Here is a 21,307-nt window from a genome sequence, read left to right as displayed (position 1 = left end):
GTAAATAGTTCTTATTTAAAATCCCATTGGAGTGCTGTCGTATTATCACTAAAAAAATATAATATTTTAACTAATCAATTAATATTCAATTTGATATTTAAAGATCCGGTACTTACTTATTCTATTTTATGTTTTTCACCGCGTCCCCTGTTTATCACGCACTTTCTGAGGGATACAGGATGCCTGCACAGAATTTACGTCAATAGTCAGAAAAAACATTCCCCGAAGTATTAGTGGAACAAGAAATTGTTATGATAATGCTGTACCAGAAAGTTTTTCATGACATTAAAACCGGAACTTATTTATCAAAATAAATATGAAACTAGAAACCATGCTAAAAACTCTGTGTTTGAATAAATAGAAACATTTTACAACACTCTGAGAAGATATTGGCTTCGCCGAATCTTCGATTTCAGCTTTAGGAAATGTAACCAATGTTTAATCCATCTAAAAATGTAGCATAAAGAGTATATAAATTTTGTCTCAAAATAGTTGCAAGTTCAAATTTATACTGGAAAAATTAGTACATCATTATCATAAAAGCCGCTAATTCGCATCATCGCTTTAAAAAGCATACTAATCTGATTAAACAATATCAGACTAATGAACTTAATCAGGTCTAGATATCTAAAACGTAATAAAACCTGTTTATCTTCTATCACTTATTAACCTTGGCATAGTGCATTCACGAATACTTTTATCTGTAAGAAATTTGTTATTTCCTATTGTGATATTTCAGCTGCATTATCCAATTAGGTTACCAGTGGAGTACATTTTATTATGGTAAAAGAATAGATATCAAAACTCATAAGTATTTTCTGTGAGTATTTCTAGCATAACTTAATTAAAGGGGTTTAGATATTACGGTACGAAACTTAATTCCTTATCAAGAGCGTATTTACATTATTCTTTAGTTTTTATGTTTATTACTTTGTATTATCTTTTTGTTCCTTACTTTTAGAAATAGTTTCTGTTGTAGTTGTAGTTGTAGTTCCAGCTGTAGCTCCACTTGCGGTTTGGGAGGTAGTTTGAATTGAAGTTTGCGTTTGTGTTTTTGGACGTACTTTTTCAACACTAACTAATAAATTACCTAAAGAAAGTAATCTATCTAAGAAATCTTTGGTATCTTGTTTTAGCTCTTTAATTGCTTTATCATCTAAAATCGGTTTAGTCGCAGCGCATGAGGGTTTGTTAACAGATTTTGATTGGTCATTATTGCTACTTGATTTTTCGAGTTTATTATCTTCCTTTCCAGCACCCTGAGGCTTAATATCCATATTGACAATAGCATGTTCTTCACCATGTCCTTTGTCTATTACTGATATTATTCCCCCTATAGAGCATGAGCATTTACTTTTTTCAGTAAGGACTTTTTGGGTATTGATACATGTATCCTCGGCCGTATTATCCCATTTCGTAATGCTAGGGACACAAGCGATTCTTGTAACCAAGCAAAGTCCAAAAGGGGGAATATTAACTACTGGCTGCTTATCCTGTTCTGTCGCGATCAATTTATTATCTGCTTTATAAAAAACGTTACTTGTCACTTTCAGATTTGAGGGCGCGACTCCTTTGTCACAAGACAAAGAAGAATTTTCTGTGATTATTTGTGTCATAGCTTTAAAAATTTATGTGGCTTATATTTGCCTATGAACTTAATTCTCTTATAATAAAAAACCTATTTACAGTATCTTTTAGCATAGTTTTCTGTTTTACCTGGTATTATCTTTACCTAGATTTTTTGTTTATTATCTTTTCAGGTTTGATTTTGAGTTTGAGTTGTAGTCTGAGTTATAGTTTCACTTGGAGTTTGAGTTGTAGTCTGAGTTGTAGTTGTAGTTTTTGGACGTACACCTTCAATAGAAACTAATAAGCTACCAAGAGCAAGTGTTTTGTCTATGGCATATTTTGCATCATCTTTTAGGTCTTTAATTGCTTTCTGATCTAAAGCCGTGTTAGCTGCACCGCATGCGGTTTTGATAGCAGATTGCGATTTGTCACTATTACTGCGTGAATTTTCGGACTTCTTATTTTTTCCAGCATCTTCAGGTTTATTATCCATGTTGATTTTACTTCCTTTAATGCCCACCTGAGATTGCGCATTGACAATTGCTTCTTTATCTGAGTGCATCATCAATTTCTCTTTTGCGTTCAAAGCAAGTTCTTTTGTATCCATCTTAATTCCATTGGAAGCTTCGGTATTAATCTGTTTAGCAGTTATATCTATATTTTCTGAAATAGTCTGTTCAAGGTTAACCGAAGTCGAGCTGATTTTAGCGCCAGCTGATAATATTATTTCCTGACCCGCAATTATGCTAATACTATTGAGAGCCGTTATCGTTATATTTCCAAGTCCATCAAATACAACAGAATTGTTCCCAGAATCATTTATGTTTACACTTCCATCTTTATCATTGAATAAAACACGTGATCCGCTGCGGGTCTGGATGACTTTATTATTATTATCTTCTGTAGCATAACCGCTCTTTTCAGCTCCATTATATTGACTTCCAATTACATATGGTTTTTCAGCATTGTCACTTTCAAACGCTACTGCAACTTCCTCTCCATTCTCTGGTATAAAATGAAACCCTTTTCCACTGCCACCATTAGGCTGAACCAATCTAAGCCATGGAGAAACACTTCCTTTATTTTCCTGCCATGGAAACTGAACCCTTACTCTTCCCGCTCCCAAAGGATCATTATTATCAACTACCCTTGCTGATTGCTGCTCTCCTATTGGAACTGCTTCACCATCCAGATATGGAGCATTGTACAGGTCCGGAATGCCTTCAAATTCATTATAATAAATATTCCCATCATGATAATGAATAATCTCTATAATACGATAAGTCTCCATTGCCTTTCCGTTAATATCAATTAACTGAACTTGCCCCCCTATTCTTACCCCGGGATCCTTACTTTTTCCTCTTACCGAAACCAGATTTTCTCTTGATTCCTTCTCCTTTTTTACAGCCTCAGTAAGTTCTTTTTCAGTGGCAACTGAAATACCACTATGATTAAATAGCATTTGCTGCTCCTTTTTGTATACATTTTTCGAAGCATTAATAGCGGTGGTTTGAAGGTGATTTTCTTTATATTGTGAACGAATTGAAGAAGACTTAGCCTCTGTCTTTATTCCCTTATTAGCATCGTAAACCGCGAAACCAAAATCCTGAGGTTTAATACCTATTTCAAATTCCACCTCAATAAGATCAATATTTTCTTCGAGCTTAACGGTAGGTTGTATTTTATTACCAAATATCACCTGGTGTCCACTATAATAAAAGTATTCTCCATAACGTGACGCCAGTCTTTTGATAAACTGGTAATCAGATTCCTTGTATTGTACAGTGTAAGGTAAAGTATATTGGGTATTGAGGTTTTCAACAAGCATTGTTATGTCCTCATGCTCTTTTGTAGCCTCCTTTACAATATCTTCAAGTGTTTTATTCTCAAAACTCTGGCAGGCTTTCCCGTTCTCCAGAAGAATAGTCGGAGCATTTCCAGTGATATAAAGCTTCCCGTATCCATTTTCTTTTTTATTTTTAACATTAGTAATAAGGCCTGTAAAAGACTGCTGTATAATTCCAAAACGATGGAAATAAATGGTAACGTCTTTTCCAAGAATATTTTTAGAATTCTCCATTACATATCCTTCAAAGCTATCCAATGCATCATCAGACACTATTATATTAAAAGAATCATGATCATTGGTAAGCTGATTCAGTTCCAGGGAGAAACTTGATTTATCAAGAAATGGTTTTCCGTCCAACATTAATGAACAGTATACCAAAGGACTTTCTTTTTCTTTCAGAATAGTACTTGTGGTTGATAAAATTGAATTTTGTGCCGGATCAGGATCATTGGAAATATTTGATGATCTATTGGGCTTTAAATCGGTGTATGTTCTATTAAACATAATAAATTACTTGAGATTTTATTTTTTACTTCTAAAGAAATTAAACCGGCATGTAAGTCCAGTTTATAATAGATAATTTCCTCAAATTCATTGTGGCTATTTCCACATCTTATCATGAGTTGCACCATTAAGGTCAAACTTTTTGGCAATCATGCTTATTTCAATTTGCAATGGCTGGCTACTATTAGCATTAAAATGTTCTTTAAATCTAATGCAGTACGCTTTTTCAAACACCAGTTCCTGAAGTTTACTGATAGCATCCCTACGATAAAAAATAATTTTACCATTTTTCGTTTGGCTATGATCCAGCATCCATGCTAAAAGTTCAGAATTTCCTGTACTTTCAATCGTAATATTGATCTCTCCTCCTTGTGGTATTCCCTCGGGTTTCCCAGTAGTATCTGTAGATTGAGTAAAACTATATTTACACTCAAGGATGTTGTAAGTAATACCATCCAGTTCTAATTTGGATAAAAATGACATAATATAAGATTATGATTTAAGTGAATAAAAATGTTTTGATCATAAAAGGTAAACAGTAGTAAACAGATGTTACTACTGTTTATACTCAAGGTTTATACCCATTCATTTTCGTAAGCCCCGGTTCCAAGTTCTATCTTTCTGGCTGAAATTGTAAAGGCTTCAGTCAATGGGTTATCCCCTGTAGAATCAAAATCTTCATTGTGGCTTACCAAATACCCTTCCGTAAATTTCAATTCCTTAAGCGTTGCATCGCTATCTCGTTTAGCAAATACAATACTTCCGTCCTTTCTTTCAAAAGAGTTGGTCATCCACTCGAAAAGGTCTGTAGCCCCTGTTCCTTCCAAAACAATCTTAATTTTACCTCCTCTTGTAACGGTAGAAGGTCTTCCTGTTGCATCAGTTTCCTGAAATAATCCGTAGCTAACTTTAAGTATATTATACTCTTTCCCTGCTACTTTTAGCTTTGCTTTAAATGACATAATGTTAAAAATTTAATGATTAAAAATATTTGAAATACAATACACTCCAGCAAGCAGCGTCCAGGCTCCCTTTTGTATGGGAACATAAAGAGAATCCTTTCCGTCGCAAAATGAGGTAGATTGTGTTTTTTTGATATAAATCAAGGAAAAAGTAATCTGAATTTTTTTTGATTTCAACAAGTTTACCTCGCCAACTTTCAGATTGCTTGTAACTCCTCTTTATTATTAAATGTGTATTTTTAAGATAGAATAAACACGGCTCTTCAGCTTATAGCAGACTAGCTTTGCATATATTCTGTATCCCATTCATTACCCTGATCCCCTTTATGGCCATCCATTTTAATAAGGAAGTTTTTAGCCGGGAAATAAGGTTTCATATGAATATCCAGGTGAATCCTATCTTTTTGGACAGGATCCTGTTCAAATCTTCTGATTTCAAAATTTTCTATTAATTTTCCAGGCCCTGCAATACTGTCAAGAAATCTAACAATCTGATTCATAATTTCCTTCCTTGTCATTGCTGTAAAATTTTCGAAAGCCCTTCGGTTCAGAAAATCCATCAATACTTTGGTAACATAATCAAAAACCCGTACTACGGAATAAGTCTGTAAGCCCATGTTATCTCCGTTAAACAAAGTTTTACCTGAAAATGCCATCACTTTACCGTATTCATTTACCATAGGAATAAGACCTAAATTTTCCAGATTAGCAATCTCACTCTTTTTAAGGTCAAATTTAACACCCTCCACTTCATTAATTCCACCGAATTTCTTACCGGCCGTTACCTGCGACATCAAAGTATTATAAATTTTCCCTGCCAATGCTGTCGAAGGGGGGATATACATATTCTCACGTTCATCAATCTCTTCAAATTTCCCCCTTCCCACAAGCCAGTTACAGGTCATCAGTACATTTGATCTGTAAATATCTCCTCCTGTAAGATACGCCTGGTCAAACATTTCCATAACATCATCCGCTTCGTCAAGATGCTCAAAATCCGTAACAAGCATCACTTTATTTTCATAAACCAGCTTTGCCCATTTTTCGATTACTTTATTAGAACCTAAATATCCTGGAATTACCAAAATTCCATAATTATTTTTCAAATCAAGTCTATCATAATTATTGGTAAGCTCCGTATGTATAGTATCTATAAAACGAGTGTTATCCAGATCTTTCAATTGTTCAAGACTGGCATTAACAATCGTAAGATTATTTACCTTAACAGACTCGGTATTTTTATAAAACATAGCAACCGTCCTGTAATTGGCCTCTATTTCCTTTGTCTCTTCAATAGCTTTAGAAAGATTGTTCACCAATAATTCCTCAGCAGACTTTTTCCTATCCTCACAGTCAGTAATCATATCCGATAATGATTTATTCTCGGCCATTACGCTTGCCCAGAGTTTTAGGGTCTTCTTCAGGGTCTCTCTTTCTTTTTCCTTACCTGTTTCTGTTAAGAAAATTCTTTTTCTGGCCTTTCTGTCAGGGTTTATATTTTGAACTCCATCAATGGATATTTCCAGCAAATCAAAGCCTCCATAACGGGCTAATGCCGGAAGGTTGACCGCCGCAGCATAATCCTCTCTTTTTCTTTCCAGGTTGGAAACCTGTTGTAATTGTTGTTGCTTTTCCATAATTGTGTTTATTTATTATTATCTAATTCCTGGATTAAGGCTTGTAACGTCTGAAACAGTGCTTTTTTAGCGTCAGGATCCTCTATGGCTGCTTTCAATATTTTATTGGTTTTAAGCTGTCTGATGATTTGTTGATATTGGTTCTTTTCCGTTTCCAATTCTGATAAAAAATCACTTTGCCTGGTAATTCCCTTTATCCCAAAGTCTCCAAGATTATTAAACTTAAGTGACTCCACTTTAGTACTTCCGTTTACATCCTCAAAGTCAACCCTAATTTCCGGTTTAAAATGTTCAAAAACTTTTTCCACAGTTTCTAATCCTTCCACAAGCTCCGGCTTAACGGGGTCATGAGAAGTCAGTTTCTGAGCTAAAAGTGTTCTATTTTGAGGAATTTCGAATATCGCTTCATTTATTTCTTGTGGAACTTCATTTCCTCCAATTCCGTTGTTTAGTGACATATTATTTATTTTAAATTATTATACCTTTTTTAACCTTCATCAATACAATAGCATCTTGTCCGTTTTATTAATTTTCACAGATTCTGTAGGGAAGCATATTGGATGAAACATCTTTAAGCTTTATTAAAAAGCTTGTACACAAATAACTCCACTCGTTATCATCTATATTTTTGATAGAGTTTCTAAAGAGATGAATATCAATAGTTCTTGTAAATCCCTCCTTGAATGAAATTTCTTTTTTTGTTCCCTTTCGCACTTCTACATTGACGATTGCTTCTTTGAAATGATTCATAGCAAATTCTTTAATATCTGCTGTTGTCACAACTCTTCCTCTGCCAAGCAGTGCTGTTCTGAATTCAAGGATTTTATCCTGCGGTGACAGGCTTTTCCTTCCACCAAAAGAAGTACTGACCATCACAGAGTTTTTTTCACACGCCACGCTTCCGGGCTGATCTGTCACAAATAATGTTCCCGATCTGATGTGATTGGCTTTCTCCGCCTGGGTACTCCAGTAAGAGATATTATAAGACCCTTCCGGTTGTACTGAATTACCTGTTATGATAAGATAAGGGTTATGGATATAAGAGAAATTCTTTTCCCTCGTAAGTTGCTGCAGGGCAGCCATATTCTGATTAATCTGCACCAGCATTTCTTTAGCTGAGTCACCTCCTATTGCTGAAAATGCTGCCGTTTCATCTTTAATCAGTTCCAACAGGTACTGCAGAAGGTCTGAAGCATTCCGCTGATCAAACCTGGACACACCTCCTTTTCTAAGAATGGCAGAAATTCCATCACCTTCAGAAGAATAATTTTTCAAATCGAATCTTTTGCCGCTATCATCCATAACATAATCCATTGCTAAAAAATAATCCTCAGACTGAATCGGAATAATATCAAGCCTTCCAACCGCCCTTTGGTACATTTTGACATTGTATATATTGACTACAGGAATACAGTTAAGGATTATATTGATATTCTCTAATACCTCATCATCAACAGCTTCAGGAAATTTAAATTTTAGCCAGATCAAATCATTTTCTTCGGAAAGTTTGCTTTCAGGAAAATATTTGACAAACAATTCCTCGTCCAAACGTCTATCTGCCAACACAATTTTATCTTTTAAAGTAAAATAGTTTGAAGAATAATATTGATTTACGTCCTCATAAATATACTCAAGATCCAAATAGCTTTTAGTAAGAATATTTTCCAATCCTGTAAACTGATGATCAACATTATATCCTTTTAAAAGTTCATATCCATGAGCTCCAAAGTATACCTTGGTTTGCTTAATATAGTGTGAAAACAATTCTTTTTGATAATGACTATTAACATCAATATAAAACATAAGGTTTTCCAGATATTCCATATCGGGACACCTGATTCCTACCCAGAATTCTCCTGCCGGAATATGTTTCTCACTTTTTTGCAGTACAGTACTGGAAAAAGGACTTTCCATATACTTAATAATCTTGCCATATGCAATATATTCCACCTTTGCCGTGGTGAGTTCAGCCTCTATTGTTGGACAGAAATAAATGTCTTTTCCTGGTGTTTCATGTTGGTTAGGACCATTAGAACTTTTTTTATCTGTTTTAAAATGATCATTTAACGATATTTTACAACGATTTTCCACCGGAAATATCTGAAGAAGTGATCTGGAAGGTAAGACTCCGGTAATCTCTTCCGGAAACATAACCTCAAGAACTCTTTCAATAATACGGGCTTTGGAACTTTCCAACTCAAATCCCAGTTTTTCCAATTCAGAAGCCGTGGCTGAAAGCATTAAGCTTACAATAGGGTCAAAAGAAGAATCTGCCCTTAGTTCATTATACCCCCAGAGTTTTGCCGCTCTTCGAAGTATCCTGTCTTTTATTTTTTCCTGACTCATAAAATTTAATGTGATAATGGTCCAATAAAAAATGATTTTTGAAAAAAGAAAGGCCTGTCTGTTTCTATAACCAATCCTTTTATCGATATTGACACCTTTTTCTTAACTCTTTTTGTACCTATATTTCCTATATCAGTATTCCTGACAGTCACTTCAATATCTTCCATAAGAAGTCTTTTCTCATGCCTTACAATGGATTCTGTTATTGTTTTACTAATGAATTCTTTGATAGAGTTATCACTTTTGGGAAGTTCAAAATCAACTTCGAAAATTTCAGTTCCGAATGTATCATCAAACTTACATCTCCCCAAAGGTGTGATAGCAATAATAAAAAGATGCTGGCTTATCGATTGGTCGATAGATACCTTTTCAGCGATTCTCTCATCCATAATGCTGACAAAATCTATAGGTATCTTATAATAAACTCCTTTCATCTGTATTGTGTTTTAAAATTAACTTTACTTAATCCGAAATCCTCAGGTATTCAGATATTGGTTTTTAAAAATTAGTTAGCGGATTTATTTTCTTTCATTAGCCCGATTACGATTGCTTTATCTTATATGCAGACAAACAATGAAGCTGGTTATTAATATTATAATTTTGTGTTCTGCTTAATAAAAACTCATAATTTTTTTGATAAGTATAAATCTTGATTATACTCATTTCACTTTGACTTAAATTCTTAATTTCCTTAGCATTAAACTTTTTTACAAAAATGCCATCACAATTAACGTGAAAGTCATTTTTATAGCTGACGACTTTACCGTTTAGACATTGTATATCTAGTATTTGATCTTTTTTAATACAAACATTCTTGTCCAAGATTCTGATGTACATAAAAACTTTGTTCTCTCTTTTGCCTAATTGAAAAAGCGCATACACATAACTCTGATTATTGGCTCTCAGGCGTAGCTCAGGAGCACTAACAAAATATTTATTGTGCATTTTTTGTTTTGTTTGTGTAATCTTACAATCGAACTGAGCTGTTTTCGAAATGGAATCAACAGCATTTTGCGCATTGAACATAGATAAACCACATAATATAAAAAACAGACTACAATAATCCTTAATATTTTTCATCATTGAGATTTATACAATTGGCGACATACATCCAAATCAGTTTTGATTTTATCATATTCCTGTTTAAGGATTTTATTGAGCGTAAGTAAACTGTCCACCTCTTTCCCGTTGGAGGATAAGCGCTTCATTTCTTTTTTACGATCCACAAGATCTTTATATCCGATGATGGTATTGTTATACATTATTTCATTTTTTATACTGTCTTTCGGAAGCTGTTTGTACATATCGGCAAGCAGCGATAAAGCAAGGTTTTCATTAAAGAAATCGTTCTTCCCTGGAACCCCTATTGAGTCGACGGCTGCTTTTACTTTTTCTAGCTGAAAAGAAAATTGATCCTGAATTCCCATTTCCTTATTGAGCTTCTTATTTTCAGCTTTTAACAATACATTCTCTTTAAATGGAAAATAGGTATTGAAAAACAAGCCGGTGACCAGTGTAAAAACAGAAATCAAAAAAAATAAGATAAAAAATAGGAATGCGCGAAATCTTTCTTTTTTATTAAGAATTTCCATATTATTATGTTTCTAGATTAATCAGCTAAAAAAGACTGGCTTCGTTTAATATGAATGGCTGCATCTTTATCACCAGGACTTTCAGAGATGAAAATACTTCCATCTCTCTTTTTACCGATATAATCCAATTGATAAAGAATCGAAAACATTTCTTCTGCAGTTGTAATAAACTGCTTTGCTTTTACTATAATCTGATTGATCTGATTATGATTATAGTCTGCATTCAATATCTCAGAAAAGACAGATTCAAAGTCACCCTGGCTGATATTACACCATTCTGTCAAATAGTTTAGCAGCTCCTCTTTTCCCGACCCCGTATAAGTCTCTATGCAGTTTTTAAGAACCCTTGCAAAAGCACTTACCGATGACAATATATAAATGGGCGGGGAATACGGTGCGGTCCATCGGTACCGGTTAATTTCCATTCCCAGATAACTAAGCGTTTTATCAGCCATGTCATCAACAATTAATGAAAGTAAATTATTTTGTTTTTTTGACCGGATCTTTTGTTTAATGTGAGAAGCATACAACTCAATCTGTCCGTAAAAATGGTCGATTTCAACATAAAACTCCTTTAAGCTCTTGTGGCTGTATACACTCTGGCTAGCAGGTATATAATGAGTATCAATTTCACATTTTCCGGCATTTACCAATATCCTTGCTACCACAAGATGTCCTGCTCCAAATCCCAATGGATCTTTTAACTCCCTTTCAGGAATAAGCTGTAAAAGATATTCAGGCCTTGTATAGGGATATCTTGGCGGATTCTCTTCCTGATCCGGTTCACCAAAAGGAATCCTTTTAAAAATATTTACTGAAAGGCATACCATTAAATTTACATTCTCATCTTCTTTTATCATATAGCTGGCTTCCGGATACAAAAATGATTGTTCAGAAAATCCTTCATCTGGAATATCTATATCAATACGGGAACCGTTGGGAGTAACTCCATGACATTTTTCAATGATTATTTTTAGTTGTCTGTGCTGATCCACCGTCAATCTTATTTTTATAGAATCACTAACTGGTAAAAGTCCGTAATTAATAGGAGAAGTAGTACTTCCGATAGAATCCCTCACAGAATCACTTACAAAATTTTGCACGTCTGTAAAATGGTTTTTATTGATCTTCATCCCATCCATCCAATGTACAGGATAATATTTTAACTTTTCTATCATTATGTTTGTTAATATTTAATTGATTATATTATTTATATTCGAAATCAAGTATATCATGATCATCCTGTATGTTATCCTCACTGATTATATCATACGCTCTCGTACAAATTACCACACTGTTTTCTCTTATACCATTCATATAAAGAGGTAGATCAGGATCTACATATTTTGTAGGCTCATACCACTTGGGCTGTAAAAAAAATACCCAATTATAAAAACCGTTTTCTCCTTCAACCTTTAATTCATTTTCTGAATTTTTTTCATTATAATCCAGTATAAAACTGTAAAAAAGTCTTTCAAAATCGATTCTCGTTGGTCCTTTAGCCCTATAAGAACTGTAATTTTTAGCATCACGATCCTTATCTATTAATAATGTAAAAACAACCAGATCCTTCATTTCTTCATCCGTAACTCCAGGCAGGCTCTTATAGTTTTCAGGAAACTGCCATGTCTTATAGATCTGGGGAGGAATACCCATTGCTCTGTTAAAAGTTTCGTTCAGTAATGTGGGAATAAAAAATAAAACATACTCTCCCATCATCAGAAAGACAAACTTAATTCCATTGAGAAAGGTATATATTAAGGTAAAAGGGAGAATGGAATAACTGACAATGGTTATAAGAAAAAAATATTCAAATCCGCTTACTTTTTTTTCAAATCTGTTAAAAAAGGACCTGTACATATAACAATGTACAATCCCCAGAAGCAATGAGCTTATTTGGTAAAAGATGAATTCAGATAGAGCATTATCTCCAAAAAGCTTATTATATCCCAGAAATGCCACTGCCGAGTTAATGATGATAACACCATATACATATGACCAGAATTTTGATCTGTATTTAATTTTAAAATCCGGTACTCTTTTTCTTAAAACAGCGGTCAGGATTATACAAATAGCTAAAAGGATGACTATTGAAGCCAAAATTTCAGGTTCTACCAAATTCATGAAATATTTTTTCACCTGCATTATATCCTTGTATTATATCCTAAAAGTGTACTTTTATCTTCAGTCATATCAAAACGTTCCGCTTCTTTGGAGAGTATAATATCTATCTCTAATTCCGCTTCAGCCGAAAAATAATAAGAACAAAATAAATCCACGAACTGCTTCTTTTCTCCCTGATGGATATATTCCGAAAGCTTTCCATTTTTTAAAGGACCAATTGAGAGAGTCAAGTAATCCGAATAATGGTCGTAATTATTACCCGAAATCATATCAAGTCCGAGTTTACAGTCACCAAGTAGACTATTTTGTCCATCATCATAATATTTTTTCCAGTTCTTTCTGGTGATCCTGACCTCTTCTTCAAGAATCAGAGAAAGTACTTGCGCGGTCAGTTCAATATTTCCAACAACCTTGTGAGCAAAAGGGAGCATTCTGATCAACTTGGAGGTCATAACAGAGTATAAATTACGGTCGATCCCAAAAAAATCATAAAACGATTCAGGGGCAAGCAAACCGTGGAGATTGGATAAAAAAACCTGTTCGAACTCTTCAATTTTAACACCATATCTGAAAATTTCATTTTCAAACGGTTGAAAAAACAGTCTACAGTTCTTTTGCTCCTGTTTTTTGATCCTATACTCTTGTATCATTACATCAACATTCTTCTCAGCAGTATTACCAATGTTATGATGAACCACATTTTCAGGCAACAAATCATAAATACTGTCACGTGAAAGGACCAGCTTTAAAAAACGTGCTGTCCCGAGACTGTAGTTACTTGATTCAGAAGCTAATATATCATATCGGTAAGCTCTTGAGAATTGACCGTCTTTTTCTATAAGATAATCATCTCCCATTAGGCCTCCGCTTTTTAGTAAATCATTGATAATAACCTCTGCCCTAATATCATATGGTAAAGAACTAATTTCATTAGCTATATTTTCAAAATATTCCATATTTCATTCTTTAAGTTTTAATCTTCCCGCTGCTACATATCGTAACTGAAAATACTTATCATTAAAATCATAGATATTAAGACCACTTGCCGTACACGCTACGATTCTGTCATTCTGCAGGTATATAGCAACATCAGAGATAGGGCGCGATTTCTCATAGCGAAAAAACAAAATATCACCTTCACGCAGAAAGCTCCTTCCAGTAAACAACTCTAGAGAATTTGAACTAAAAACTTTTTCAGGAATGGCAGAAATAGTTTCCCCATACACTTCATTAAACAGTATTGATGTAAAATTGGCACAATCAACCCCTATCTTCTGCTCAAGCATCTGTTTTTTATATGGCGTTCCTATCCATCCGTCGATAAAAGAGTATAGCTTATAATTGGTAACCTGTTGGGGCATTACTCCCATTATGATAGAATATCTTTCTTTAATATCCAGATCTTCATCATTGAGTTTCTCTTTATTATGGTCAACACTTATAAAACTGGAGTCAATACGGCTTTTTGTATTACTCAATTCTTTACTGTATTCTTCCGAGGAATATATATAAGGAATATCATCAAGGTAATTTGCACTACTGCATGACATTAATCCGGAGAGTAGCAAAAGAGTTACCAGTGTAACCAAGTCCTTTTCTAAATAAAATTTCATCTTTAATGTTTAATAGTAAAATCTTTAATTATCTGATGCAGCATAATTAGATAATGAATTATCCTATAAGACACATGCAAACTTATATGATCAATTTCTGCATTTTCATGATTAAAATCATGAAATATCCCATAATAATCTTTAATAAATCCATAGTACAACATGTCGTAATATATTGACATTAAATACACTACACTTTAATTTGTTTTTTTATACTTTTGCAGCAAACACAAAAAGAAATGAAATCTTTTTTTAAATCCAGCCTGGACTCTAAGGTCTTCTGGAGCATAACAATACTCTTGCTTTTCAGTACATTTTTTTTGGTTTATCAATACAATCGGCACATAGACTGCGAAAATGCCAGTTTTATCGTCTATGCCAAAGAGTTTACAACCAATAAAGTAGTCGAATTTTATGATAATACGAATGGTGCTAAAACCTGGGAATGGGATTTTGGGGACAGTACAGCAGTTGATAAAAGACGGCGTACTCTGCATACCTATAAAAAGCCAGGTGAATATATTGTTACATTAACCCTTAATAAAAACTGTATTCACGAGCAATTAATCACAATAACCAGCACTGATGAGCATAGTGCCAATCTACCTTTGATTAGCGCCCCAAGCGTTGTTACCGTAGGAAAATCTGTTAAGTTTAATGCTATCAAAGAATATGGTGCCTCGTGGGAGTGGAACTTTGGCGAATCAACCCATATAGATGCCGTAGATCAGGCTCCCTCGTACAAATTTAATTCGGAAGGCACTAAAAAAATCACTCTTGTCGTCAACGGTGATGTACAGCATTCTGCCAGTAAAACAATCTATGTTGCACCTGCGCCAAAGCCGGACAAACCTAAAATTGATATTAACTCTTATGAATTTGAAAAGCCACACTCGGCATTTTCTTTACCCATCGGAAATGCAGAAAAAGATCCCTTAGTAGATGCATTAAAATACATTCCCGTTTCACCGAAATCAACATCCAAAAAAGATTCTTTATCCAATACTCATAAAAAAGAACCTGAAATCTCTAACGAACAATTCCGTTTGCTCTTGATGCAGGTAGCTACTGAATCGAAAACAAAAGATGACTTCGGACCTTATATGTGTGAAAAATATGATATCCCCGTCGTAGTCAATGGCAAAAAAATAATTTCATTTGAAGAATTTTGTCAGCTCATTGCTGGAAAAAAAATTAAAATCAGTACATTAAGAATAGATAAAAACCAACTCAACTGTATTGAACATATCACGATTCAATATAAAACAAAAAAATTCATGGTTTGGATAAAAGAATAATAAAGTCCGGCTATACTGTAAAATCATTTCTTCTGCTCTGAAAGTTATTAAAATCCACCAGATTAGCATCTGGCAGAAAGAGTTATAGGGATGAAAGTTATCACAAAAAAATCAGAGAACATTTCAACTATTCTCTGATTTTTGTGATGAAATTTTAAGATGTGTTCTTTAATTCAATATTCATGGTAATTTACTATTTTATTGAGTAGAACAAAAATAACAGTTACATTGGACAGTCTTAATTCTAGGTAATTTAAGACACTAGCTACAATCAAAAGAACCTTTCTACTGCGGATTGTAAATTTATTACTAAAGTTTTATACGTTTTTAAATAATGTAGATTTATACAGAAATAAATATCATATAATATCTACTATATTGTAATTTTTTATAGAAGTTTTTAGAAAACTCTTTTAGAGTAACATCTGAAAACAGGAATAAAAAAAATAGAACTGTGAATTTTAGTCCTATTTTTTACAACTTTATAAAGTTAGAATTAGTTTTTAAATAGGGGTTCTATACTCTATTCATTAAATTCAACAATAAGTTGATTCTGGCTAGCAGTTGCATTACCATCTCTATCATTCCACTTCCTCTCTACATTACTTGAAGCCCATATGTGGGTAGCCCCTTCATTTCCTCCTGAATTATTGGGTTCTCCAGGAGTAAACCATTGCTCAGTTGTAGCTGGATTAGTGGACCAGTTGATTTTCCATTCCTCCCCTGTTATCCATTGCAGTTGATCTGGATTTCCTGGCCTCCTGATTTTATTAAATCCTATCCAGATATTATTAACCAGATTATACCCTGTTCCTGAAGCTACAATATTCTGGTTAACCCAAATTCTCTCTGCATCATTGGGCATGGTGACCAAATATCCACCCATTGATTTTGCAAATAAAAAAGCATTAAACCAGGTGATTACTTGTGAAAGCTGATATGCACAGTATGTATGTCCATTACTAGCCCATTTCTTGCATCCTAATTCGTTAGCAGTACCTCCACCTGGTACAGGCCCAGGCGGGGTAGGCCTTGCAGCCCACAGTTGGGGTTCATATCCCAATATGGAACTGCTGAATCCTGTGGCTCCTTCATCAAATTCACTTCTGGGGATTTTATGAATGTTTCCATCTTCATCTGTTGATAAAACACCATCAATAGCACTCCCAGGACCTAAAGTCCGAACACGCAGATCTCCATTGATGTCAAGTGTTTTTGTCGGATTTGTTGTATTGATACCTATTTGCCCGTACACCAGCAAAGGAAAAACAATAAAAATAAAAATAGCTTTCATAGTGTGTATTGTTAAGATTAGTTTTTGAATTGAAATATTTAGTATTTCATTGAAATTTTATGTTTTTAAAAATTCACATATTGCAATATATGTGTAGCTATTAACACTTTAGATGATGGCCACCTATAATAAAGTTCTTTTCTAATAGCAATCATCTGATTAACCAATTTTACAACATAATTCTGTGACTAAAAAAAAATCCCTTATAGTATTATATAATGTTTCATGTAGTTTTTAATCTACACCAAGAAACCAAGAAAGTCTTGCAATATAATAGATGTGCAAAAAACGAAAGGGAAATTCCTGACGGAAAAAAGAAATGGATTCAATGGTAGTTTCAGTTAAGCCTTTTGAAAAAGATGTTTATTATACTTTTCAAAAGGATTGAGATAAACATGTAAGAGATAGTGGATTTGATTAAAAAAAATATTCCGATAAACCATACCAAGTTGATCCTTCTGAAGTTGTAACAATTAACTCAAAGTCTAATCCTGTTTGGTTAATTGCTTGAGCTCTTGATCAAAAATTAATTATCGATCTTCAATTTCACCTTTGTAATGATATTGAGCCGAAGGTAAATTATACCCCCTTAAAGTTTTTTCATCTTGAATTCTTTTAAACATATTTTTATCCTCCATTTTGGAAGGTCAAGTTTTTTCTGTTTTCGTATTCCTTTGAGTTTAGTGCTTAATAACTAGTTAAAAAAACGACAATAAATTAGTGATAATATGACTGGTTATCAGGTAGATGTTAAAAAGCTGATTTTTATATTTGTATAAGAATTTTCTTTATCAAACTTAATGGGTATCAATAATAGTGTAATACTAAAATTGAAAAGAAAGTAGGGATGGAAAATAGTGAGATCAATTAATTACTAAATATTACTTATGGATATTTTATACCTTGGATTTCTATTATTTATTCTTTGTTGTATGATAATACATTAGATATCTAGTTAGCAATGACACATTAGTTAAAAATAACAAATGCTAAAATTACAGATGGAACCCAAGATAATGCAAAAGTTTTACCATCAGATGCTAACGCAGTAGGAATTTGGAAAGATCAAGCAATATCAAATAGTACAGGAATAACTTCACCAGCTAGAATTTCATATTCTGCTAGTGGCAATTCGTATCTGAATTCTTATATTGATTTAACAGAAGGAAGGTGGTTCTTTTTATTGGTTATCTTATAACCGGAACAGCAGGATCTAATCAGAAATATGCTTCAAGATTAACTTTATCTACTTCTTTAACTTCAATTCAGACAACAAATTTTTAACGCGAAAAAATATTAAATGAGGAAAATACTATTGGTATTGATAATTTTAATCAATATCACGATCTTAAACGGACAAAAATTTGCCATCGATGGAAAAGTGACGGATTTCGAAAAGAAACCTGTAGAAAACGCAACCGTTTATCTGCTCAAACAAAAAGATTCGTCAATTGTTAATTATACAGCAACTAATAAAGAAGGTAAATTCTCTCTAAAAGCAAATGAATTAAACGAACCTACAGTTTTAAAAGTGGATGCTGAAAAATTATTTTCCTATTCTAAAAATTTCAAAAAAATAGATCAATCTTATTCTTTAGGAGAAATTGAGCTTGAAAAAAATAAAGTGTTTAATATCGAAGAGATAAAGATTACTGTTTCGCCTGTCAAGATTAAAAAAGATACTATTGAATTCAATGTCTCTTCTATTAAGGTACGCCCAGATAGTAAAATTGAAGAACTCCTAAAACAAATTCCGGGTGTTGAGATTAATAATGATGGAAAAATTACCGTTAACGGAAAGGATGTGGATCAGATTATGATCAACGGTAAGCCTTTTTTTGATAGAGATGGGAAAATTGCTTTGCAAAATCTTCCTGCAGATATTATTAAAAACATTCAGTTTACCACTACGAAGACAAAAGAAGAAGAACTGAATGGAAAAACAGCAAAATCAAATAGCACCACTATCAATTTCAATATTGATGAAAAGAAAAACAAAGGGCTGATTTCCAGATTTACATTAGGCTATGGTTCTGACAAACGTTATGAAGGAAGTGGATTGTTGAGTTATTTTAAAAAAGACAGTAAAATCAGCGTACTTGTCTCATCAAACAACATTAATTCTCAAGGCTTTTCCAATGATGAGGTTTTTGACAGTATGGGACACGGAAGAAATTCCTGGATGATGCAAGGTGAGAGCGTAACTACAATAGAAGGTGATACGTATTATTCTCAAGGAGGTAATAATACCAAAGGAATTCAAAAATCAACAACAATAGGATTTAATTATAGTGATAAGTTAGGAAAAGATGCGGATCTTGAAACTTTTAGCTTAATGCATTCCAATAACAATCTTGAAATCCGTTCCAAAGTTTCAAGAATTACATTACTGCCAGACTTTATTTTAAAAACCAATTCTGAAAGTAATGGTGAAAATGAAATCAAAAAATATAGTTTTGATACTGCTGCAAGAATTCAATTAGATTCTTTGACAAGCATTTACATTTCACCCTCATTCTCCAGAAGTGAAGGTTTCAATTTTAATAATTCAAAATCATCGACTTTAAGAAATAACACACTCTTAAATGAAAGTTTTTCTTATATGAGCACAGATTCTGAAAACAATTCCTTTAATCCAAATATGTATTTTTCTAAGAAATTCAAGAAAAAAGGAAGGGTTGCCTATGCTAATATGAATACTACAATATCAGAGTCTAAAAGTAATCATCTGAATAGATCACAGACTACATTCTATCAAAATAATGGCGGTAACAATGCAAATGATAATAGAAATCAACTCGCAAAAAACAAAACTCAAAATAACAACTATAATTTTAGTGTAGGATACACTGAGCCAATTTTCGATTCTGCAACCATTAGCCTTAATTTAAATTATGACGCAAAACTTTCAAGAGGTTTGAGAAATGTTAGTGATTTCGATGTCAACACAGGAGAATATTCAAATTATAATATGATATTATCCAATAGTATGGATCAAAAGATTAATCAAATCTCTCCTGAACTTAATTTTGACTTTAACAAAAAGAAAATAAATATCTGGTATTCAGCAAAGCTTCAAATTTCAGATATGCAAGTGAGTTCCGTTTTTAATGGGAAACAATACAATCTACAAAAAAACTTTGTACTCCCGAGTTATAATTTGAATTTGCAATATCAGTTTTCACAAAATAAAAGATTGAGCTTGTACAACTATGCAGATTTTAATATCCCAAGCACAGAACAACTGACTCCGTATGAAGATCTCTCTAATCCATTAATTACTTATCAGGGAAATCCGGATCTTAAAAATAAGTGGATCAACAGAACGTATCTTTATTTTAATAATTTTAATATATTAAAAGACATCAGTTATTATATTAATATTGGTTTCACCTACAGCAACAACGATATCACTAATTACTCTTATTATGATAATTCAGGTAAACAATATGTTACTTATGCCAATGTTAGTGGAAATAAAGACCTTAACTTTGGTGGTGGTTTCAGCAAAAATTTCAAATGGAAAGAGAATAAATTTATCATTAGTCCAAGGTTTAATGTGAATTACGGATATAACAGAGGTTTTATAAACGGACAATGGTTTTCAAGCGGCTCATATAATATTAATCCAGAGTTAAATCTTGCATATGAACTTAAAGACAAGTTCACTATAAAACCATCTTATTCAATAGGATATAATTTTTCCAACTACACCAATTATAGTATTGAAAAAGTCCAGACAACAAATCAAGCATTAAAACTAGAGCTTACTAATTATTTTTTACAGAGCAATCTTGTTTTTGGAAACGATTTCGAATACAATACCAGTTCAAATATTGCCCCTGACTTCAAAAGAGACTTTTACTTCTGGAATACAAGTTTAGGTTATTCATTTTTTAACAGGAAGCTTACAGCAAAAGTTAAAATTTATGATGTACTCAATCAAAATCAAAGCGTAAGAAGAACAATAACAAATTCTTATTTTGAGGATCGTGATGATCTTATCCTGAAGCGTTATGTTATGTTTTCCCTTACTATGAAACTTAATAAATTCGCAGGTAAAAAAATACAGAATGGATTAGAAAAGGAATAAAACGAAGAATTTTAATTATAGCTGTTTGTACAATCCACTGTAGTATTTAAAAGCACAGGACTCTATTTATGTTTCTTTTTTAAAATTTAAGGATTGATATTCAGGTAAAAATTCAATCCAATTGAAAAAAATAGAGTAATTGCGATATTACTTTTCATAGGAGGCTTAACTTGAGACCCTTAAAGATAAAGAGTATAAGAACCGTCCTAACAGGCTAGCAACGCTAAAAAGATTATACTTTTCAAATTAGGCATTTCATTAATCTCTAATATAATTTTTACTTTCGTCATTGTTCCTGTTTTTCAGTAATATCCATCCTGATCTTTTAAACAGTTTTCCACTGATTTGGTCTTCCCATGAAATGGTATACCAATAGGTACCCGTAGGATTTGTCCTTCCTGAATATTTGCCATCCCATACGGGATT

The 21,307-nt window shown here is 33.1% G+C and carries 17 protein-coding genes; 2 read left to right on the top strand and 15 right to left on the bottom strand.

Annotation, left to right across the window (positions count from 1 at the left end; translation table 11 throughout):
• Nucleotides 1–926 precede the first annotated feature (926 nt).
• From J7E44_RS23650 to J7E44_RS23585, 14 genes are all read right to left on the bottom strand, one after another.
• Nucleotides 927–1,616, bottom strand: coding sequence for a DUF4280 domain-containing protein (locus J7E44_RS23650; protein ID WP_214834628.1), 690 nt, complete (start codon nucleotides 1,614–1,616; stop codon nucleotides 927–929).
• A 140-nt stretch (nucleotides 1,617–1,756) separates the two neighbouring features.
• The gene (locus J7E44_RS23645) at nucleotides 1,757–3,922 is read right to left on the bottom strand and encodes a type VI secretion system Vgr family protein (protein ID WP_214834626.1); all 2,166 of its coding nucleotides are present in this window, start codon (nucleotides 3,920–3,922) and stop codon (nucleotides 1,757–1,759) included.
• Between the two features lie 96 nt (nucleotides 3,923–4,018).
• Nucleotides 4,019–4,405: a type VI secretion system tube protein TssD gene (gene tssD / locus J7E44_RS23640; protein WP_214834624.1), complete on the bottom strand. Its 387-nt coding sequence runs from the start codon at nucleotides 4,403–4,405 to the stop codon at nucleotides 4,019–4,021.
• Nucleotides 4,406–4,497: 92 nt separating this feature from the next.
• On the bottom strand, nucleotides 4,498–4,884 hold the full coding sequence (gene tssD / locus J7E44_RS23635; RefSeq protein ID WP_214834622.1) for a type VI secretion system tube protein TssD: 387 nt from the start codon (nucleotides 4,882–4,884) through the stop codon (nucleotides 4,498–4,500).
• Between the two features lie 278 nt (nucleotides 4,885–5,162).
• Nucleotides 5,163–6,521 carry a DUF5458 family protein gene (locus J7E44_RS23630; RefSeq protein ID WP_214834620.1) on the bottom strand — a complete coding sequence of 453 codons (1,359 nt, stop codon included), beginning with the start codon at nucleotides 6,519–6,521 and terminating at the stop codon, nucleotides 5,163–5,165.
• An 8-nt stretch (nucleotides 6,522–6,529) separates the two neighbouring features.
• Nucleotides 6,530–6,979, bottom strand: coding sequence for a hypothetical protein (locus tag J7E44_RS23625; RefSeq protein WP_214834618.1), 450 nt, complete (start codon nucleotides 6,977–6,979; stop codon nucleotides 6,530–6,532).
• Between the two features lie 67 nt (nucleotides 6,980–7,046).
• Nucleotides 7,047–8,867, bottom strand: coding sequence for a type VI secretion system baseplate subunit TssF (locus tag J7E44_RS23620; RefSeq protein ID WP_214834616.1), 1,821 nt, complete (start codon nucleotides 8,865–8,867; stop codon nucleotides 7,047–7,049).
• A gap of 5 nt (nucleotides 8,868–8,872) precedes the next feature.
• On the bottom strand, nucleotides 8,873–9,301 hold the full coding sequence (locus J7E44_RS23615) for a GPW/gp25 family protein (protein ID WP_214834613.1): 429 nt from the start codon (nucleotides 9,299–9,301) through the stop codon (nucleotides 8,873–8,875).
• A 106-nt stretch (nucleotides 9,302–9,407) separates the two neighbouring features.
• Entirely contained in the window at nucleotides 9,408–9,947 is a 540-nt protein-coding gene (locus J7E44_RS23610) for a hypothetical protein (RefSeq protein ID WP_214834611.1), read from the bottom strand.
• Nucleotides 9,947–10,459, bottom strand: coding sequence for a type VI secretion system TssO (gene tssO, locus J7E44_RS23605; protein WP_214834609.1), 513 nt, complete (start codon nucleotides 10,457–10,459; stop codon nucleotides 9,947–9,949). Before tssO ends, J7E44_RS23610 begins: the two co-directional genes overlap by 1 nt.
• Before the next feature lie 17 nt (nucleotides 10,460–10,476).
• Nucleotides 10,477–11,637, bottom strand: coding sequence for a hypothetical protein (locus J7E44_RS23600; protein WP_214834607.1), 1,161 nt, complete (start codon nucleotides 11,635–11,637; stop codon nucleotides 10,477–10,479).
• 28 nt (nucleotides 11,638–11,665) lie between these two features.
• Nucleotides 11,666–12,583, bottom strand: coding sequence for a TssN family type VI secretion system protein (locus J7E44_RS23595; RefSeq protein ID WP_214834605.1), 918 nt, complete (start codon nucleotides 12,581–12,583; stop codon nucleotides 11,666–11,668).
• Between the two features lie 20 nt (nucleotides 12,584–12,603).
• On the bottom strand, nucleotides 12,604–13,539 hold the full coding sequence (locus J7E44_RS23590; RefSeq protein WP_214834604.1) for a type VI secretion system baseplate subunit TssG: 936 nt from the start codon (nucleotides 13,537–13,539) through the stop codon (nucleotides 12,604–12,606).
• 3 nt (nucleotides 13,540–13,542) lie between these two features.
• A complete protein-coding gene (locus J7E44_RS23585) occupies nucleotides 13,543–14,196 on the bottom strand; it encodes a C40 family peptidase (protein ID WP_214834602.1) in 654 nt (217 codons plus the stop codon).
• 239 nt (nucleotides 14,197–14,435) lie between these two features.
• Between J7E44_RS23585 and J7E44_RS23580 the strand changes: the two genes are divergently transcribed.
• Nucleotides 14,436–15,494 (top strand): PKD domain-containing protein, encoded by a 1,059-nt coding sequence (locus J7E44_RS23580; protein WP_214834600.1) that lies wholly within the window; start codon nucleotides 14,436–14,438, stop codon nucleotides 15,492–15,494.
• A 523-nt stretch (nucleotides 15,495–16,017) separates the two neighbouring features.
• Here J7E44_RS23580 and J7E44_RS23575 read toward each other — a convergent pair.
• On the bottom strand, nucleotides 16,018–16,788 hold the full coding sequence (locus J7E44_RS23575; RefSeq protein WP_214834598.1) for a lectin-like protein: 771 nt from the start codon (nucleotides 16,786–16,788) through the stop codon (nucleotides 16,018–16,020).
• A gap of 1,300 nt (nucleotides 16,789–18,088) precedes the next feature.
• Here J7E44_RS23575 and J7E44_RS23570 point away from each other — a divergent pair.
• Nucleotides 18,089–20,881 carry a TonB-dependent receptor gene (locus J7E44_RS23570; RefSeq protein WP_214834597.1) on the top strand — a complete coding sequence of 931 codons (2,793 nt, stop codon included), beginning with the start codon at nucleotides 18,089–18,091 and terminating at the stop codon, nucleotides 20,879–20,881.
• Nucleotides 20,882–21,307 lie beyond the last annotated feature (426 nt).

It is taken from the genome of Chryseobacterium sp. ISL-6 (genome assembly GCF_018613715.1).
GTDB classification, from domain to species: Bacteria; Bacteroidota; Bacteroidia; order Flavobacteriales; family Weeksellaceae; genus Chryseobacterium; species Chryseobacterium paludis.
This window is presented reverse-complemented; position numbering and strand designations above follow the sequence as displayed.

What these genes read in the sequence shown, in the direction of transcription:
- J7E44_RS23650 (WP_214834628.1), bottom strand. Translation starts at nt 1,616, where the DNA reads ATGACACAAATAATCACAGAAAATTCTTCTTTGTCTTGTGACAAAGGA.
- J7E44_RS23645 (WP_214834626.1), bottom strand. Translation starts at nt 3,922, where the DNA reads ATGTTTAATAGAACATACACCGATTTAAAGCCCAATAGATCATCAAAT.
- tssD (WP_214834624.1), bottom strand. Translation starts at nt 4,405, where the DNA reads ATGTCATTTTTATCCAAATTAGAACTGGATGGTATTACTTACAACATC.
- tssD (WP_214834622.1), bottom strand. Translation starts at nt 4,884, where the DNA reads ATGTCATTTAAAGCAAAGCTAAAAGTAGCAGGGAAAGAGTATAATATA.
- J7E44_RS23630 (WP_214834620.1), bottom strand. Translation starts at nt 6,521, where the DNA reads ATGGAAAAGCAACAACAATTACAACAGGTTTCCAACCTGGAAAGAAAA.
- J7E44_RS23625 (WP_214834618.1), bottom strand. Translation starts at nt 6,979, where the DNA reads ATGTCACTAAACAACGGAATTGGAGGAAATGAAGTTCCACAAGAAATA.
- J7E44_RS23620 (WP_214834616.1), bottom strand. Translation starts at nt 8,867, where the DNA reads ATGAGTCAGGAAAAAATAAAAGACAGGATACTTCGAAGAGCGGCAAAA.
- J7E44_RS23615 (WP_214834613.1), bottom strand. Translation starts at nt 9,301, where the DNA reads ATGAAAGGAGTTTATTATAAGATACCTATAGATTTTGTCAGCATTATG.
- J7E44_RS23610 (WP_214834611.1), bottom strand. Translation starts at nt 9,947, where the DNA reads ATGAAAAATATTAAGGATTATTGTAGTCTGTTTTTTATATTATGTGGT.
- tssO (WP_214834609.1), bottom strand. Translation starts at nt 10,459, where the DNA reads ATGGAAATTCTTAATAAAAAAGAAAGATTTCGCGCATTCCTATTTTTT.
- J7E44_RS23600 (WP_214834607.1), bottom strand. Translation starts at nt 11,637, where the DNA reads ATGATAGAAAAGTTAAAATATTATCCTGTACATTGGATGGATGGGATG.
- J7E44_RS23595 (WP_214834605.1), bottom strand. Translation starts at nt 12,583, where the DNA reads ATGAATTTGGTAGAACCTGAAATTTTGGCTTCAATAGTCATCCTTTTA.
- J7E44_RS23590 (WP_214834604.1), bottom strand. Translation starts at nt 13,539, where the DNA reads ATGGAATATTTTGAAAATATAGCTAATGAAATTAGTTCTTTACCATAT.
- J7E44_RS23585 (WP_214834602.1), bottom strand. Translation starts at nt 14,196, where the DNA reads ATGAAATTTTATTTAGAAAAGGACTTGGTTACACTGGTAACTCTTTTG.
- J7E44_RS23580 (WP_214834600.1), top strand. Translation starts at nt 14,436, where the DNA reads ATGAAATCTTTTTTTAAATCCAGCCTGGACTCTAAGGTCTTCTGGAGC.
- J7E44_RS23575 (WP_214834598.1), bottom strand. Translation starts at nt 16,788, where the DNA reads ATGAAAGCTATTTTTATTTTTATTGTTTTTCCTTTGCTGGTGTACGGG.
- J7E44_RS23570 (WP_214834597.1), top strand. Translation starts at nt 18,089, where the DNA reads ATGAGGAAAATACTATTGGTATTGATAATTTTAATCAATATCACGATC.